Here is a 15,882-nt window from a genome sequence, read left to right on the forward strand (position 1 = left end):
GATTCCTCATGCAGTGTGAACCGAAATGTGTCGTGCTTGCATCCACATGAATGCTCAAATGCCCACTTTCTGTCCGTTCAGGCAGCCGGGAAAAGCGTGATGCGTGTCGCTACCGGACGCCAAGCTCGGTGGCGTCGCCCGCGAAGGCGACCGATGGGCGGCTGCTCGTGTCGGATCGCGCGCACCTTCGGCGAGCGGTTGCGGTTGGTCGGCGGGGAGTACGACTCGGTGACCGGTCGCCTGCGGCGGACCGGCTGGCTCGACCTGCCGGCGCTGCGCTATGCGGCGCGCGTGAACGGCCTGGACGGGATCACGCTCACGAAGCTGGACGTGCTGACGCGCATGCCGGAGCTCAAGGTGTGCGTCGTCTGCGACACGCCGTCGGGGCGGACGCGGGAGTTCCCGATCGACGAGATCGCGACAGCGAAGCCGGTGCTCGATCGCTGGGGGCGGCGCGGGCGGGTGTGGGGCCCCCGCGGGCGCGCGGCCGGCGTTCGTGCGTCGGTGACGGCTTAACGCAGCCGCAGCCCGTGATAGCTCATTCCTGGTCAGAGGGGTTGGAGGAGGGGGCTACGTTGAAGAGGTAGGATCCTGCTTCTCCCAATTGAGTATCAAGCTCCGAGCGATGGCCCGTCCATTGGCCAGATGATAGGCGACCCATGCATCGAGGCCGTCGGCAGTTCTCTCATTGGGATCTAGCCAACTCGTAAAGCCACCAGATACGGAACCCGCTGACTCCTCCAGCTCGCGCTTGATCGACGCTGGATCAACTTGGACCCGAACGAACAACGATTCGAGGTATTCGGCCAAGGCGGTGCATGGATGATTCCCGATGGCCCGCAGTCGCTCGACAATCTCGGCGTCGCTCAGCGAGAGGATCCAGACCTCCTCTGGACCATACAAACTGGTGAACTCAGCAAGAATCTCGTCGATCGACTTGGCCATCTCTCGCTCGCAGTGCTCATTTCGCTATACATTGACCAAAGAAAATAGGTCTTTTGCTGCGATCAATACCAGGCCTGCTCCCAGGATACGAACTGCTTCTGCCTCGTCGGCTGCTTCTACAAGGGGAACTCGGTCGAGACCTGCACCAGCCCCGCGCACTGCGGCGCGGCGTCGTTCACCTCGATGGCGACGGCGGAGTGCCTCAACCTGGCCTGCGGCGACTGCTCGGGCGCCGCAGGCCTCGGCGAATCCCTCTGCCCCGAGGCACCGCCCGACCCCTCGTGCACGGGCTCTTCCCTGGGCGGCGAGACGTGCTCGCGGGACAGCGAGTGCATCTCCTGTTTCTGCGACCCGGTCACCCGGACCTGCGATTGACCGCAGCCCGGCGGGGCTGCCGATCGCCGGCGGATCGGCCAGATGATGCGGCTCCGGCCCCGCCAAGCAGGGCCGCCGTCGCCCTCCGGAAGCCCTGTCGGGCGGTCCGGAAGGCCACCTCCTGCGGTCCGGAGGCCAACTCGGCGGGCCTCAAAGGCATGCATGGAGCAGTTTATTTCACAAATCCGGCTCCGAGCAGGCCGGATAGAGAGTTTAACTTCACGCCGTGGACCTCGGACATCCGGGATGGAGAATTTAACTTCACGCCGTTGGCTTCGGACATCCGGGATGGAGAATTTAACTTCACTATCGTGACAATTTTCTTCGACCCATGTGAAAATAACCGCACAAACAGGTCCAATTCCCGGCGAAACCCGGCCTCGATCCTGTCAAGATTCATGGCAGCTTGCCGCTTTCCCAGGCTATGCTCTGTCCGAGGAGGCAGCCCATGCCGAGGAACGACGGGTACACCATCGGGGAGATCGCCGAGGAAGCCGGAGTGAGCGAGCGCACCATTCGCTACTGGTACAAGCGGGACCTCTTCGTGCCGCCGCCGTTCGCCGGACCGGGGACGCGGTACTTGCGCGAGCATCGGCTCCAGATCCTGTCGATCCAGAAGCTCCGCGAGCGGGGGCTCAAGCTGCCCGAGATCAAGCGGAAGCTCGCGACGATGTCCCCCGCCGACATGGAAGCGCTGCTCGCGCCGCCGCCCCCTGCGGTCCGGCCCCCGCCGCCCGAGCCGACCTACGCGGCGGAACGCTGGGAGCGTGTCGTGCTGGTGCCCGGCCTGGAGCTCCTCGTGAGCAGCGCGGGCGGGCCGATCCTGCGGCAGATCGCGCAGCAGATCGTGAATCACTTCGGCGGCGCGGCCCCCGGACCGCACCCGCGCTAGAGCACCGAACAGGCCGGTGCTCCCCCCCCCGCCGCGCCGTGTGCCTCTTCAGCCCGGGAACCCCGCGAGCGCCTGCACGAGCCGGTCGAGGTCCGCGCGGCTGTGCCGCTCGGTCACGGCGACGAGGAGCTCGTCCCGCCGCCGGGCGTCGATGCGGCCGAGATCGAGCCCCGCGATGACGCCCTGCTCGGCCAGCGCCCGCGTGAGCTTGCCGGCGTCGCCGCCGCGGACCTTCACGACGAACTCGTGGAACGTCGGCGCCGGCAGCGGCAACGCGTACCCGTCGAGCCGCGCGATCTCCCGCTTGAGGTGCTCCGCCTTCGCGAGGCACTGCCGCGCCGCCTCGACGAAGCCGCGCTTGCCGAGCATGCACATCCGCATCGTGACCGCCGTCGCGCACAGACCGCTGTTCGTGCAGATGTTGCTCGTCGCCCGCTCCCGGCGGATGTGCTGCTCGCGCGTGGCGAGCGTCAGCACGTACCCCCGGGTCCCGTGCTTGTCGACCGTCTCGCCGACCAGCCTGCCGGGCACCTGCTGGAGGTACTTGCGGTCGTTCCTGCACGCGAACAGCCCGACGTTCGGGCCGCCGTACTGCGGCGGCAGCCCGAGAGGCTGGCCCTCCGCCACCGCGATGTCGGCGCCGAGCGCGCCCGGCGACTCGAGCAGCGCGAGCGCGTACGGATCCAGCGTGACCGTGACGAGCAGCGCGCCCTTCTGGTGGCACGCCTCGGCCACCCTCCGGATGTCGCCCACGGCGCCGAAGAAATTCGGATAGCCGACCACCACGCACGCGGTCGTGTCGTCGATCGCCCGCGTCAGCGCGTCGACGTCCGCCGCGCCGTCGCGGCCGACGCCGACGCGGACCAGCGACGCCTTGCCGGTCCCGATGCCGTGCACGTACGTCTCGACCGTGCCGACATAGTCGGGGTGCACGCCCTCGGACAGGACCGTGCGCTCGCGCCCCGTGAGCCGGCGCGCCATCAGCACGGCCTCCGCGACCGCGCTCGCGCCGTCGTACATCGACGCGTTGGCGACCGGCAGCCCGAGGATCTCGCTCACGATCGTCTGGAACTCGAAGATCACCTGGAGCGTGCCCTGGGAGACCTCCGGCTGGTACGGCGTGTAGGCGGTGTAGAACTCGCTGCGGAGCAGCAGCTGATCGGCGGCCGGCGGGAAGTGGTGCTCGTAGGCGCCGGCGCCCAGGAACGAGAGCATGCGCCCGGCGCGGTTCTCCTGCGCGAGCTCCTCGAGGTGCCTCATGAGCGAGGCCTCGTCGAGGGCGGGATCCATCGAGAGCGGGCGCGTGAGGCGCGCCTCCTTCGGGATCGCGCTGTAGAGCTCCTCGAGCGACGACAGGCCGACGGCCTGCAGCATCTCGGTGATTTCCTCGGGCGTGTGGGGCAGGTAGCGCATGGTGTCGTGCAGCGGGAAGGGTGATCGGGAGGGGCTCGGCGCTCAGTGCGCCGCGGTCTTCAGGAGCTCGGCGTAGGCGGCGGGGTCCATGAGCGCGCCGAGCTCGCCCGGGTCCGAGGGCGCGACCTCGATCATCCACGCCGCGCCGTAGCAGTCCTCGTTCACGAGCTCGGGGCGGCTCTCGAGGTCGCCGTTCACGCGCGTGACCTTGCCGCTCACGGGCGCGAACAGGTCGCTCAGCGTCTTGACGCTCTCGATCGTGCCGAAGGCCGTGCCCGCGGTGATCGTGTCGCCCGGCTTCACGTCGAGGTTGACCAGCGTGATGTCGCCGAGCTGATCGACCGCGAAGGCGGTGATCCCGACGACGACGTGGTCGTCCTCCTGCTTTGTCCACTCGTGGTCCTTCGAGTACCGCCGGTCCGTTCGCACATCATCGCTCGCCATGTGACTTCTTCTCCCTTTGCCTTGCCAACCTGGGTCTCTGGTCGTCTCGGCGCGGCCGCTCGGTCAACGCGCCGCGCGCCCGCGCAGCCGCGCGTCAGGCCCGCTTGTAGAATGGAGTCTTGACCACGACCGCCTCGACCGTGCGCCCGCGGCAGTCGACCTGGAGCGCGGTCCCCACCTTGGCCATCGACGCCGGCAGGTAGCCGAGCCCGATGTTCTTGCCGACGGTCGGCCCCGGGCTGCCGCTCGTGCAGACGCCGACCTTCTCGCCGCCGGCGTCGAGCAGCGGGTAGCCGTGGCGCGCGATGCCGCGCCCCACCATCTCGAAGCCGATCAGCTTGCGCGCGGGCCCCTCCTCCTTGATGCGCTGGAGCGCGGCGCGCCCGACGAAGTCGCCCTTGTCGAGCTTCACCACCCAGCCGAGGGCCGCCTCGATCGGGTTCGTCGTCTCGTCGATGTCGTTGCCGTACAGCGACAGGCGCGCCTCGAGGCGGAGCGTGTCGCGCGCGCCGAGGCCCGTCGCCTCGAGGCCGAGCGGGCCGCCGAGCTCGACGAGCGCGCGCCAGAGCCGCTGCGCGTCGGACGGGGAGCAGAAGATCTCGATGCCGTCCTCGCCGGTGTAGCCGGTGCGGGCCACGGTGCAGCGGACGTTGGCGAGCGTCGCGTCGCGGAAGTGGAACGGCGGCAGCTCGCGCAGCGCCGGGCCGTCGCCGCCCGCGAGCGCGACGATGTCGAGCGCCTTCGGCCCCTGGAGCGCCATCATCGCCGTGCGGTCCGACGCGTCCTCGAAGCTGCAGTGGCCCTGCGCCGCGCTCCGGACGTGGGCCGCGATCTTGTCGCGGTTCGACGCGTTGCAGACGATGAGCCACTGCCGCGCGTCGATCCGGTAAACGATGAGATCGTCGAGGATCGTGCCGGCCTCGTTGCACGCGCACGTGTAGAGCGCCTGGCCGTCCTCCAGCTTCTTGACGTCGTTCGTGACGAGGTGGTCGACAACCTGCCCGGCGTGCTCGCCGCTCAGGATGATCTCGCCCATGTGCGAGACGTCGAAGAGCCCGGCGGCGGTGCGCACCGCCCGGTGCTCCTCGGTCACGCCTTTGTACTGGACCGGCATCTCCCAGCCGGCGAACGGGACCATGCGGCCGCCGAGCTTGATGTGCTCGTCGTAGAGCGGGGTCCTGCGGAGCGGAGCGGTGGGGAGCGGCTTGGTCGACACGGGCGCGATCTACTTCGAAAGGTCGGGGATGTCGACCGGCGCGGCGGCCCCCCGCGGCGCGCCATGTCGAGGCCGCCGCCGACGCCGACACCGCGCGCAGGCGCCGCCGGTGCTGCGCTCACTCGAGGCGGGTGGGATCGAGCACCTTGCCGTCCGGCGTGAGCCCGTTGCGACGCCAGCGCTCCTCGACGGACAGCCCCCGCTCCGCAGGCGCTCGGGTCTCGTCGCGGACGACGAGCTCCGAGACGTGCGCGCGCGAGACGACCTCGATGCGGATCATCCGGTGCGGCGCGCTCTTCACGGTCGCGCGCGAGAAGATCGTCTTCGCCGGCCCGGTCTCGACGTTGCCGGCGAGCACGCGCGTGCGCACGTAATTGGCCACCCGCTCGGCCGGGATTTCCCCGACCGCGAAGACGGCATCGGAGAAGCGCGCGCGCACCTTCATGCGCCGCGGGATGGGCAGGCCGAACGCCTGCTCGACGCCCTCGGCGAGCTCGCCCGGCAGCGCCTTGTCGACAGGCGGCCTCGGCGCCGCGGCCTCGCTCGGCGGCGGCGGCGGCGGCGCCGGCGCGCCCGCGTCGCTGCGGCAGGCGAGCGCGGCCGACGCGCACGCGAACGCCGCGGCGAGCGCCACGGCGGCGCGCGACAGGACGCCGCGCTTCATTCGACGAGGGTCGCCCACGAGTCGATCTTAACGACCTTGCGCGGCGGCTGCAGCGTCTTCGTGCTCGTGCGCGTCTCGCCCCCCTGGGCGTCCTGCTGGCCCGCGGCGCCGGTGTGGAACACGAGCTGGAACTCGGGCGGGCTGGACTGCCGGCTGATCGTCTGCACGCCGAAGTACGGATCGTTGTACTCCTCCGTGTCCACGCAGGTCGGCTTCTGGGTCACGGCGACGCCGAAGACGACCGTGCCCGGATCCTGAAGCTCTTCGTGTTGGGGACCCGCGAGCGGATCGACGACGAGGCAGGGGTTCGGGGTTCCCTCCTCCTCGGTGTCGAGCAGGTAGTCGACGCCCCAGATCGAGCCGCGCCCGTCGGCGCACGCGTAGGTCCCGGGCGCCGCGGGCGTGAACGTCGCGAAGTACGCGCAGCCGTTGAAGAGGGAGATGGGCCCGGTCACCCGCTTGCCGTTCGTGAAGGGCACGACCCAGTTCTCGGTGAAGCGCAGGGTCGTGTTGTGCGGCTTCTCGGTGATCGACCAGACCCGCGTCTGGATGCCGCCGCCCTCCGTGAACGCCTCCTGATCGCCGGTGGAGAACAGGATGACCGTGTTGCCGAGCGGATCGGTGGTCACGACCGGCGTCGTCTCGATCGGCTGGCTGCTCGCCGCGGTGTCGCTGCTCGGGAACGAGTACGCGTCCCAGGCGAGGGACACGTTCCAGTCGTTCGGGTTCGTGCTCGACAGGCTGACGCGCCAGAGCGTCCCGTCGGCGTCCCCGACGTAGATGCGCTCGGCGACCTCGCCGACCCCCGCAGGGAACGGCACTGGGACGCCGGTGATCGGCGAGTCGAAGTCGGCCTCCTTGGTCCGCGATGAGAGCCCGGCCGGCGCCTCGGCGGGGAGGCCCTGGAACGTGCGGAGCACCTCGCCGGTGTCGAGCCGGACGATCGTGAGCGAGCGCGCCGGCCCGGCGGGGCTACCGCTGCCCGCGTCGCCCCAGCACCGGACCGAGCCGCGGACCTGCAGGTTGTCGGTCGGATAGAAGAGCGGGGGGGGCATCGTGCCCTTCCGGGGGCACGCGGGCTGGCTCGTGTCGAGCGGGGCGGAGCCGCCGGGCAGGATGGCGACCGCGATCTCCCGGATCACGCCCTTGAACTCCATCTCGACCATGCCGATGGCCGGCGTCGGGGTCGTCTCGCCGAAGAGCGCCTTGCCCTCGCCGTCGGTGGAGAGCTGCCAGAGGAACCGCGGCGCGTGGGGGTTCGTCACGTCGAGCGCGTAGTAGAAGCCGCCGCCGAGGCCGCCGCCGGCGAGCAGCACCGTGTTCCACGTCGCGCTGGCGCCGCTGATCTCCGCCGGCGTGCGCTCGAAGACGACGTTCTTCACGACGGGCGCGCCGTCGAGCAGGATCGATTGCTGGTTGAACGTCTGGAGGAGCCGGGGCAGGACGTAGGGCGGCAGGAAGGACCAGAGCTCGTTGTTCTGGACCCGGTCCACCTTCAGATCGTCGTCCGCGTCCGCCGCCGTCACCTGGAAGGCGTGCAGCTGCCCGTCGGTCGTGGCGGTGTAGAGCACGAGCGGCCGGTTCGCCTGGGCGGGGTGCTCCGCGAAGAGCCTGTATGAATCGTCAGGGATGTAATCGCGCGGCGGCCCCACGACGACCGGGGTGGAGTGATAGATGCTGCCGAGCTCGTTGCCATCGCGGGAGGCGACGTTCGCGGGCATCGCCTCGCCGATCTCCCACTCGATGAGGCGCTCGGCGCAGCTATCGGCGGTGTTCTCCAGCAGCCCGCCCGAGCACTGCGGGGGGACGGCGGCGCTGGGATCGAGGTTGAGCGCGCGCGGCGCGTTGCGGAGCTCGCCCGCGAACGTCGCCGCGATCGCCGGTGCGCCGCCGCCGGTCACCGTGCCCGTGTAGTCGCTGAGCTCGTCCTCGTTGTCGGCCGCGGCCGCGGGGCGGATGCTCCGCTGCGACCAGATGCGCTGCGTGGTGGCGTCGAGGTCGCCGATCACGCTGAAGAACCTCCGCGGCCGATCGTTCGAGCTGACGTTGGCCGCGAAGTCGTCGCCCTTGGCGGGGTCGAAGTCCTCCAGCTTCGTCGTCATCCCGCCGCCGCTCACCGACTCGCAGACGAAGCGCTTGCGCTCGAGGTTGCCGCTCCAGAGCGAGCCGTCCGGCGGCGGGCTGAACGAGGCGCCGAACTGGTAGGCGACCCCCGCGGCGGTGCTGCCGTTGTCTGCGGTCGTGGCCGCCGTGGCGAAGACGGGGAGGGTGCGGCTCGTCGAGTTCGCGGCGATGCGCGCGAAGATCTGCGACATCACGGCGGACAGCTCGTTGGCGTCGTTCGGGAAGTAGCCGCGCTCGGTCCCGCCCTCGATGGCGATGCGCGAGAGCGTGCAGCACGCCTTGAGCGCGCCGGTCGCATTGTCGCAGCGCCCGCCGGTCAGGAAATCGGACGAGGAGATCGCCGAGCAGTCGGTGCCCGCCTCCGTGGAGAGGCCGAACCCGACGGTATAGGTCGGCACGCGCCGGTTCGGGTTCACGTGGGTGTTGAGCTCGTGCGCGATGACGTGCGGCTCCTCGTAGGGGCAGCCCGTCGATTCCGGACCGGGGCCCGGGCCCTGCGCGCAGGTCGGGCGCAGATCGAGGTTCGGCTCGCCGTCGGAGATGAGCACGACCGAGGTTTTGCGGCAGCCGCCGCTGATGTACGGATCGTCGCGCGGCCCGAGCGGCTGGCCCTCCCAGATCGAGATGTCGTGGAGGACGTAGTCGCGCGCGTCGGACAGCATCCCCGCGAGCGGCGTGGCGCCGTACGGGCGCGTGGCGATGAGCGCGTTCTGGATGCGATCGTTCCGCGTGCGCACCTCGGTGATGTCGGCGGTGTAGGTCGGGAAGGGGATGAGCGGCCCCTCCCAGAGCGGCGCGGCCGGGTTCCTGGCGCCGACCTCCACGTCCTCGACGGCGCAGTCGGGCGGGTTGCCCCGCGCCGGGTAGCCTGTGCCGTTCTCGAACCCGAGGAAGTAGCTCCACATCCCCCGCATGCCGGTCGCGGCGTTGGGCACGCCGCCGCCGAGCCCGGTGCCCGCGTCGGGGAGCGTGTCGAACGTCATGAGCGAGAACCGGATCCGGTCCCGGTAAACGTCCAGCAGGCCGGGCCCCTGCGCGGGCCACGCGCAGGCCTGGGCCGCATCGTCGTACCTGTGCCATCCCACGCTGCCGTAGGTCGCCCCGGGCCCGGGCGTGCAGCCGTTGGAGAGCAGGCGATGGAAGGGGATATAGTAGTTCGCGTCGTACGGCGGCTCCGAGTCGATGCTGAACTCGTCGATGAACTCGGACTGGGTGCGGGGCTGCGCGTAGCACGAGAAGTCCTGGATCGGGCCGGTGAGCGACTCGACGAGCTTCGTCCAGCGGCTCTTCAGGTCCTCGGAGGCGGGGGGCGTGAGCGGGTTGCAGTCCGGCTCTCCGCCCGCCACCGTCTTCTCCATCGAGCCCGACGTGTCGACGAGCAAGAGGACGTTCGGCAGCGGTGGCTCGACATCGACGGCCTGCGCGCGCGCGCGCGCGGCGAGGAGGCTGACCGCCGCCGCGGAGCCCATCGTGACAAGGACCTTCGTCAGGTTTCGCATCGTGCGCTCCGGTTCGTCACTTCGAGCAGAGGACATCGGCAACGACGGACATGGATTCCTGGCTGCCCTCGGCGGCCAGGGCCAGGGCCGCGTTACCGGGCCAGGCGATGAGCCGCGCGTTCATGGTGACCGTGCAGTAATCGGCGTTCACGGCGTTCTGGCCACCCTGGTCGCTGCCGGCGCGATTCCCTATCGCGGGCTTGATCTTGTCGGTGATCTCCACCTTGGCGATCCACTGGACGGCGGCGCGCCCGAGGCTCCCCGGTGAATCGGGCTCGGGCAGCTCCACGAGGTCTTCCGCCGCGTTGAAGGTGTGCGGCAGGAAGGACCAGCATTCGTCGGTGATGACCGAGCAGGTCGCCGATCTGGGCATCCCGTCCAGGCCGCCCTGTCGCTCGATCTCGGCGATCGCGAGCAGCATCGCATATTCGGTGAGGTAATGCGTCTGCGTCATCCGGCGCTCATGGCCGCTGGCGATGGTCGACAGCGTGGCGGCGTGGGCCGCGAACAGTCCGATGGCGGTGAGCATCGTGATGACCAGCACGACGATGAACACGGCGGCGCCCCGCTCGCGGGAGCGCCTGCGGGACCGGGCGATGCTTGCGCTTACCATGTGACGTAGGCCTGGTTCGGGAGCGCGATGTCGGCGTAGAGCGTGCGCATCCGGGCGAACACGGGTGGGGCTCCGGCAGGTATGGCTCCAGCAAGCTGCGCGGCCGCCAGCGTGTCGACGCCGGTGACGATGCCAGGGATCAGGAATCTGCGCCTGCGGCCGTCGGGGCCCCCGGGGAGGTCGGCGTCGCGATCGGGCGCCCGGGTGCGGGTCGAGAGCCGGACCTGGACCGACCGCACGCGCTGCGGCGCGGCCCCTGACTGGCTGTTCTCGGCGGCGATGTTGTACACGTTCGTGTCGTCGATCGCGGTGATCGGAAACCGCTCGATGGAAGGATTTGTCACGCCCGGAACACCGCCCTCGTTCGCGATGGAGATCCCGAACTTGAGATCGACGGCGTACTCGGCGATGAGCTCGGTCGTCTCCAAGATCGGCTGATCTGCATCGTCGAGCTCGACCCGTACGAGCTCGGTGCGGCCGTCGTCGCCGGTCTGCGCCGGCGCGATGGGCGTCACGAGAGGGGTGTAGGGCGTCCCTGCGGTGCGGAGGCTCCGGATCTCGTAGCGGACGCGGTTGACGACGTTCACCCATCCACCGTCGCCGGTGTTGCCGCCGGGGGTCACGCCGCACCGAGCGAGCCCCTCCAGCCTCGGCAGGCCGGGATCCAACTTGAGGGTGATGGTGATGGCGGTGAGAGTGGGCGGAGCGCCCTGCACGGTGGCGCTCTCGATCACTCCATACTGGAACTGGGTCTGACCTCGGACCATGACGCGCAGGATGCGGTCGGGGGCGAAGATCTGGAGCAGACCCTGCCCGCTGCCGTTCGCTCGCGCGAGCGTGCGTTGCACGGCGGCGCTGTTCGGATTGAGCTCGACGATTAGGGTGCCGCTGGCGTCGCTGATATTCCTGAACTCGAAGAGCTCGGTGCTGCTCAAGCTGCCGCCGATGACGATGGAGTCCGGATACAGCTCGTTGGCATTGCTCTGGCCGTGATCAGGCGCGTTGCGGATCACCGACCCTCCACGCAGGATCGAGATGCCCGCGAGGTGCCGCAGGCCGATCGGCGTGGGCGGGACCTGGCAGACGTCCGGATCGACGAGGATGTTGGGCGTCGAGAGGTACGCGGCGCGCTGCAGGTCCGCGGCGAGCCGGTTCAGCCCGATCGTCGCCGCGAGGTGCGAGGCGGAGGCCCTCGTCTCGTTCTGGAAGAAGCGCGTCGCGTTCTTCGAGAGCAGGAAGGCCGCCAGCGACACGACAAGGCCGGCAGCCATCGCCACGATCAGCTCCACGAGCGTGAAGCCTCGCTGTCCTGAAGCGCGCGCCCGCGCGGGGGGGAGGCGGCGGCTCGTCGTCATCGTCGGTCCTCGCTCGTGTTCCGGAGAATGCCGGTCGTCAGGTACACCGCGCCGAAGCGCCCCGGATCCTGATCGACATTGACCGGGTTGATCGCGCAGTTGATCGGGTTTCCATTGCGCTCCCAGATGACGCGGATCTCGGCGCGGATGAGGCTCTCCCAGATCCGCGTACCCGTCGCGGGGTCGTTGAACTGGCGGAGGCGGACGTGCGTGCAGAACGCGGGCTGCGACGTGGTGTCGCCCGCGAGGATGTCGGTCCCGAACACGTCGGCGCTCGGCGCCGCCCCGAGCGCGATGTCCGGCGGGGGCGTCACCTTCGCCGGGAACGGGGAGGTGTTGATCAGCCGGAGCCAGTCGGTGTCGCCGTCGAGGTCGGGGACCCGCAGGGGGTCGTTCCACTGGAGCGCGTCCACCCGCAACCGCTCCGCCCAGGTCATGGCGATGTTGTTGGCGATCACGAGGTTGCGCGCGTTCGTGTTGCTGATGAGCGTCGCCTTCTGCAGCGCGAGCACCCCGGTGGCGCCGATCGCGAGCACGCCGAGCGCCGCCATGACCTCGATGAGCGTGTAGCCGCCGCTCGCCGCCCGCCTCGCGCGCGCCGCGCTCACAGGCCGAGCCTCGCGACGCCGTTCGGCGGGACGAAGACCGAGCGCAGGAGGCCGGTCCCGCTGTTGGTCACGTTCACCCGGAGCGCGCCGAGCAGCGGCACGAACTGCCCGCCGGGGTTGTAGCGGACGTACGTCCGCCCCCGCGGCGTGAAGCAGACATCGGCGTCCGCTTGCACGACGCCGTCGGGGGCGGTGGGATCGCGGAGCTCCACCGCGGCCAGCTCGATGCCCGTGGTGCCGAACGTCGTGACGGGGGTGGTCGTGGCCGGATCCATCCAGTTGATGACGCTGCCGCAGCTGTGCGAGAGCAGCGAGCCGGTGACAATGCCCTGGACCTGCGCCTGCCGCACCTGGAAGTCCCCGGCGGAGGCCGTCCACCGCACGAGCACCGCCGTCCCGCGCCCGATCGCCTGGTAGCGGGCGAGCCGGTAAATGCCGCTGATCTCCATCGCGGTGCGGTTCACGCGGCGATCGCGCATGCCGTTCACGAAGCTCGGCGACGCGGCGGCCGCCAGGATGCCGATGAGGACGACCACCGCGAGCAGCTCCGGGAGGGTGAAGCCACGCGCATTGCGGCGGCGCCGCGCGCGCGCTCGCGGCGACGAAGCCCGCGGTCGATCGGGATCACGAAGGGGAGGTCGCGAATAGGAGAAAGGACGCACCAGACGCCCGGGAAAGGCAAGCCGCATGCCTTTGGCGGTGCGCGCTAAGCCATGGAATTGCATGGTGAATCTCTCAAAGCGGTCCAGGGCGGGCGCTAACGATTGCGGCGCTATGAAAAAAGGTGCAAGGCGAACGGGCCATGCGATTCCCGCCGGAAAGGTGTTCATCGAGCGTCCCGTCCACCCACAGCGCGCCTGTCGCGTGCCGCGCCAGGCCCCGGCGCTTCCGCGCGGGGAGGTGCGCGCTGCTCGCGGGCGCGCTCGCCGCCGCGCTGTCTGCGGGCTGCAGCAAGAAGGAGGAGCCCATGGGCGCACCGCCGCCTCCGCCGCCGGCTGCCAAGCCGGCGGCGTGCGCGGAGGGGGGCGGGACGATCGGCGACGCGGCGAGCGCGCCGTTCTTCCCGCGCATGACGGGCGGGTTCTGCCTCGACCCGAACGGCGCCGAGAAGACGTTCGGCGAATCGGCGTCCCTGCCGCTCGACAGCATCTGCGACATGTTCGACGGGGAGTGCGAGATCTACAAGGGATTCGGCGTGCGGCGGGTGGTCGAGGCGCGGTACGTGAGCGGCGCCGGGGGCACGGCGACCGTCGATGTGCACCTCTCGAAGTTCGGGTCCACCGAGGGCGCCTACGGGATGTTCACGAAGCGCATCGTGGGCGACGGCGACCCCGCCGACGAGGCGACGCCGCGCCAGATCGACGGCGGCGGCGCGGCCGCGATGGGGGTCGGGAACGCGTACCTCTGGCGCGGGCAGTACCTCGCCGAGATCACGTACAACGACGAGGCGCTGGCCGAGGCGGCGCTCAAGTCGTCGAGCGAGAAGGTCCTGCCCGGGCTCGTGAAGGAGCTGGGCTCGAAGCTGCCCGGCGAGCCGTCGCTGCCGCCGGCGGCGGCGGCGCTCCCCAAGGACAACATGATCCCGCTCGGGATCCGCTACGAGACAAAGGACGTGCTCGGGGTCGGCGGCGCGGGGCCGGGCGCGTTCGGCTACTACACGGAGGTCGACAAGCGCTACCGGGTGGTCGCGATCGTGCGCGACGACGTCGATCAGGCCAAGGACGTGCTGTCGACGCTGGCGAAGCTGCCGGGCGCCGCCCGGGAGAAGGGCATCGGCGACGGCGCGGTGCGCCTCATGCACAAGGAAGGCGAGGGCCCCGCCACCGAGTGGATCTTCGCCCGCGCGGGCAAGACCGTCTACGGGGTCGGCGACGAGGCCCGCGTGCTCCGCAGCGGCATGACGGCCGACGAGCACGCCAAGCTGACGCTGCCCAAGGAAGAGAAGTCGGCGAGGCTGAAGAAGTTCGTCACCGCGCCGGCGCGCTGAGCGCCGCGGCTGGAGAACGGAGCGCCCCGGCGGCCTGCGGCGCTCTCGGCGCCGCGAGCCGGGGCGCCGCGCGCTCACTGCGTGCGGAGGATGACGTGGAAGCCGAACGGCGTCTCGACGAGCTCGCTCACCTGGCCGACCTTGATCTTCTCGAGGCCCGCCTGGAACTCCGGGACCATCGCGCCCTTCGGGAACTTGCCGAGGTCGCCGCCGCGCCTGTCGGCGCCCGGCTCGTCCGAGTACTCCTTCACGATGTCCGTGAACTTGCTCGGGTCGGCCTTGGCCTTCGTCATGGCCTCGGTCGCGCGGACCTTCGCCTCGTCCTTCGAGCGCGTGACGGTCGGGGGCGCGCGGCGGCTCCCCGTGTACATCACGAGCAGGTGCTTCGCGCCGAACATCTCCCGGGGCGCCTGCGCTGACTGCGCCGGGCGGGGCTGCGCCTGCGCGGGCGCGGGCGCGGGAGACGCGGCGACCGCGTGCGCGTGCTCGTCCGGCTCCGGGGCGACAGGGGCCGCGAGGCGAGCGAGCGGCGTCTGGTTGAACATGCCGAAGAAGCCGAGGAGCCCGATCAGCACGAGCGCGCTGAGCACCGCGTGCGGCGCCCACCAGTACGGTTCTTCCGCGACGACGCCGTCGTCCTCCGCGTCGTCGTCGTCCTCGTCGTCGTGAGCGTGGCCGCGACCGCGGACCGCGGCGGCCTTCGTTTCTTCCTCCTCCCCGTCGTCGTTGCCTTCGTCGGTCGACTCGTCCTCGTCGAGGTCCTCGTCGTCCTTGGCCCTGTCCTTCTCGGTCGTCTTGCTCATATCGCTTCCCTGATCCGGGCCTCGGCACTTAGCACGCGGCCGCGCCGGCCGTCAGCCGATCTCCGCCCACGCGCTCGTGAGCACGGGATCAGGGCGATCCTTGACGGCGGTGACCACCGCGACCTTGCCGCCGTCGAGCGTGTAGCCCCGCGTGATGAGGGTGTCGCCGGGCCACACCGGCTTGCGGAACTGCGCGCCGTAGGCCCGCAGCCGGCTCGCATCGCCGCCCGCCGCCTTCTGGATGATCGCGCGCGCCGCGAAGCCGTACGTGCAGAGGCCGTGCAGGATGGGGCCCTGCGTGAAGCCCGCCTTCGCCGCGACCTCCGGGTCGGCGTGGAGCGGGTTCTCGTCGCCCGAGAGCCGGTACAGCAGCGCCTGTTCGGGCGCGGTCGCCTGCTCGACCACCCAGTCGGGCTCGCGGTCCTTCGGCACCGGGGCAGGAGACTCGCTGTGCGGCGGGCGCGGCCCGCCGAAGCCGCCGACGCCGCGGGCGATGATCGACCACACCGTGTCGAAGAGCGGCTCGCCGTCGAGCGTCGTCTTCGTCGCGACGATCAGCTGCGCGAACTTCTTGAGATCGTAGATGCCCGTCAGGGTGGCGGTCGTGAGCAGCGTCCCGCTGGTCGGGAGCGGCCGGTGCACGCGGAGCGTCTGACCGCCGTGGACGATGAGCGGCAGCTCGGCCCCGGCCACCTCGAGCGCCTCGAACACGGCGTTCTGCGAGGGGATGACGCCGAACGTGGGGTAGACCTTCATGCCTCCCGGCGCGCCCTCGTAGAGGTACTCGAGCTCCTCGCGCCGGGCGCCGATGCCGAGCGCGTACGTGGCCAGGGTCTTCCAGTTGACGGTGAAGGCGCTGGGCTGGGTCGTGTGGCCGACCTTCGAGAGATTCAGCGGCATCGGGGGCTCCTCGCTGGATGAGAACGACCGAGGAGGCGTACAGA

At 70.3% G+C, this 15,882-nt stretch carries 15 protein-coding genes and 1 pseudogene; 3 read left to right on the forward strand and 13 right to left on the reverse strand.

Annotation, left to right across the window (positions count from 1 at the left end):
- Window positions 1–99: 99 nt before the first annotated feature.
- Window positions 100–441: pseudogene (locus WMF28_RS09635) on the forward strand (adenylosuccinate synthetase); the annotation flags it as partial.
- Window positions 442–570: 129 nt separating this feature from the next.
- Here the strand turns inward: WMF28_RS09635 and WMF28_RS09640 are convergent.
- Together WMF28_RS09640 and WMF28_RS09645 are read right to left on the reverse strand one after the other, a co-directional pair.
- Window positions 571–945, reverse strand: coding sequence for a hypothetical protein (locus WMF28_RS09640; protein ID WP_437601836.1), 375 nt, complete (start codon window positions 943–945; stop codon window positions 571–573).
- 116 nt (window positions 946–1,061) lie between these two features.
- A complete protein-coding gene (locus tag WMF28_RS09645) occupies window positions 1,062–1,280 on the reverse strand; it encodes a hypothetical protein (protein ID WP_437601837.1) in 219 nt (72 codons plus the stop codon).
- 488 nt (window positions 1,281–1,768) lie between these two features.
- Between WMF28_RS09645 and WMF28_RS09650 the strand changes: the two genes are divergently transcribed.
- Window positions 1,769–2,212: a helix-turn-helix domain-containing protein gene (locus WMF28_RS09650; protein WP_437601838.1), complete on the forward strand. Its 444-nt coding sequence runs from the start codon at window positions 1,769–1,771 to the stop codon at window positions 2,210–2,212.
- 48 nt (window positions 2,213–2,260) lie between these two features.
- Here the strand turns inward: WMF28_RS09650 and gcvPA are convergent, their stop codons facing one another.
- The 9 genes from gcvPA to WMF28_RS09695 all read right to left on the reverse strand — a co-directional run bounded on the left by gcvPA (window position 2,261) and on the right by WMF28_RS09695 (window position 12,978).
- Window positions 2,261–3,625 carry an aminomethyl-transferring glycine dehydrogenase subunit GcvPA gene (gene gcvPA / locus WMF28_RS09655; protein ID WP_437601839.1) on the reverse strand — a complete coding sequence of 455 codons (1,365 nt, stop codon included), beginning with the start codon at window positions 3,623–3,625 and terminating at the stop codon, window positions 2,261–2,263.
- Window positions 3,626–3,667: 42 nt separating this feature from the next.
- The gene (gene gcvH / locus WMF28_RS09660; protein WP_437601841.1) at window positions 3,668–4,069 is read right to left on the reverse strand and encodes a glycine cleavage system protein GcvH; all 402 of its coding nucleotides are present in this window, start codon (window positions 4,067–4,069) and stop codon (window positions 3,668–3,670) included.
- A gap of 94 nt (window positions 4,070–4,163) precedes the next feature.
- On the reverse strand, window positions 4,164–5,285 hold the full coding sequence (gcvT, locus tag WMF28_RS09665) for a glycine cleavage system aminomethyltransferase GcvT (protein ID WP_437601842.1): 1,122 nt from the start codon (window positions 5,283–5,285) through the stop codon (window positions 4,164–4,166).
- Window positions 5,286–5,403: 118 nt separating this feature from the next.
- Complete coding sequence (locus WMF28_RS09670) at window positions 5,404–5,949, reverse strand: hypothetical protein (protein WP_437601843.1); 546 nt, start codon at window positions 5,947–5,949, stop codon at window positions 5,404–5,406.
- Window positions 5,946–9,572, reverse strand: a complete 3,627-nt coding sequence (locus WMF28_RS09675; RefSeq protein WP_437601844.1) for a hypothetical protein — start codon at window positions 9,570–9,572, stop codon at window positions 5,946–5,948. Before WMF28_RS09675 ends, WMF28_RS09670 begins: the two co-directional genes overlap by 4 nt.
- A gap of 16 nt (window positions 9,573–9,588) precedes the next feature.
- Window positions 9,589–10,128 (reverse strand): hypothetical protein, encoded by a 540-nt coding sequence (locus WMF28_RS09680; protein ID WP_437601845.1) that lies wholly within the window; start codon window positions 10,126–10,128, stop codon window positions 9,589–9,591.
- Window positions 10,129–10,178: 50 nt separating this feature from the next.
- Window positions 10,179–11,540: a PilW family protein gene (locus tag WMF28_RS09685; protein ID WP_437601846.1), complete on the reverse strand. Its 1,362-nt coding sequence runs from the start codon at window positions 11,538–11,540 to the stop codon at window positions 10,179–10,181.
- A complete protein-coding gene (locus tag WMF28_RS09690; RefSeq protein ID WP_437601848.1) occupies window positions 11,537–12,148 on the reverse strand; it encodes a type IV pilus modification PilV family protein in 612 nt (203 codons plus the stop codon). Before WMF28_RS09690 ends, WMF28_RS09685 begins: the two co-directional genes overlap by 4 nt.
- Complete coding sequence (locus tag WMF28_RS09695; RefSeq protein ID WP_437601849.1) at window positions 12,145–12,978, reverse strand: pilus assembly FimT family protein; 834 nt, start codon at window positions 12,976–12,978, stop codon at window positions 12,145–12,147. Before WMF28_RS09695 ends, WMF28_RS09690 begins: the two co-directional genes overlap by 4 nt.
- Here WMF28_RS09695 and WMF28_RS09700 point away from each other — a divergent pair.
- A complete protein-coding gene (locus WMF28_RS09700; RefSeq protein ID WP_437601850.1) occupies window positions 12,951–14,135 on the forward strand; it encodes a DUF6599 family protein in 1,185 nt (394 codons plus the stop codon). The two genes, WMF28_RS09695 and WMF28_RS09700, sit on opposite strands and share 28 nt — an antisense overlap.
- Before the next feature lie 74 nt (window positions 14,136–14,209).
- On the opposite strand, the gene WMF28_RS09705 is transcribed toward WMF28_RS09700, so the two are convergent.
- Entirely contained in the window at window positions 14,210–14,938 is a 729-nt protein-coding gene (locus tag WMF28_RS09705) for a peptidylprolyl isomerase (RefSeq protein ID WP_437601851.1), read from the reverse strand.
- Between the two features lie 51 nt (window positions 14,939–14,989).
- A complete protein-coding gene (locus tag WMF28_RS09710) occupies window positions 14,990–15,838 on the reverse strand; it encodes a MaoC/PaaZ C-terminal domain-containing protein (RefSeq protein ID WP_437601852.1) in 849 nt (282 codons plus the stop codon).
- Window positions 15,839–15,882 lie beyond the last annotated feature (44 nt).

Source organism: Sorangium sp. So ce590 (assembly GCF_051521365.1).
Taxonomy (GTDB): Bacteria; Myxococcota_A; Polyangia; order Polyangiales; family Polyangiaceae; genus Sorangium.

Bases quoted from the DNA above. Each gene is read 5' to 3' on its own strand.
- WMF28_RS09675 (WP_437601844.1), bottom strand. From the start codon at position 9,572: ATGCGAAACCTGACGAAGGTCCTTGTCACGATGGGCTCCGCGGCGGCG.
- WMF28_RS09710 (WP_437601852.1), bottom strand. From the start codon at position 15,838: ATGCCGCTGAATCTCTCGAAGGTCGGCCACACGACCCAGCCCAGCGCC.
- gcvH (WP_437601841.1), bottom strand. From the start codon at position 4,069: ATGGCGAGCGATGATGTGCGAACGGACCGGCGGTACTCGAAGGACCAC.
- WMF28_RS09650 (WP_437601838.1), top strand. From the start codon at position 1,769: ATGCCGAGGAACGACGGGTACACCATCGGGGAGATCGCCGAGGAAGCC.
- WMF28_RS09685 (WP_437601846.1), bottom strand. From the start codon at position 11,540: ATGACGACGAGCCGCCGCCTCCCCCCCGCGCGGGCGCGCGCTTCAGGA.
- WMF28_RS09670 (WP_437601843.1), bottom strand. From the start codon at position 5,949: ATGAAGCGCGGCGTCCTGTCGCGCGCCGCCGTGGCGCTCGCCGCGGCG.
- WMF28_RS09645 (WP_437601837.1), bottom strand. From the start codon at position 1,280: ATGCACTCGCTGTCCCGCGAGCACGTCTCGCCGCCCAGGGAAGAGCCC.
- gcvPA (WP_437601839.1), bottom strand. From the start codon at position 3,625: ATGCGCTACCTGCCCCACACGCCCGAGGAAATCACCGAGATGCTGCAG.
- WMF28_RS09700 (WP_437601850.1), top strand. From the start codon at position 12,951: ATGCGATTCCCGCCGGAAAGGTGTTCATCGAGCGTCCCGTCCACCCAC.
- WMF28_RS09695 (WP_437601849.1), bottom strand. From the start codon at position 12,978: ATGAACACCTTTCCGGCGGGAATCGCATGGCCCGTTCGCCTTGCACCT.
- WMF28_RS09705 (WP_437601851.1), bottom strand. From the start codon at position 14,938: ATGAGCAAGACGACCGAGAAGGACAGGGCCAAGGACGACGAGGACCTC.
- WMF28_RS09640 (WP_437601836.1), bottom strand. From the start codon at position 945: ATGGCCAAGTCGATCGACGAGATTCTTGCTGAGTTCACCAGTTTGTAT.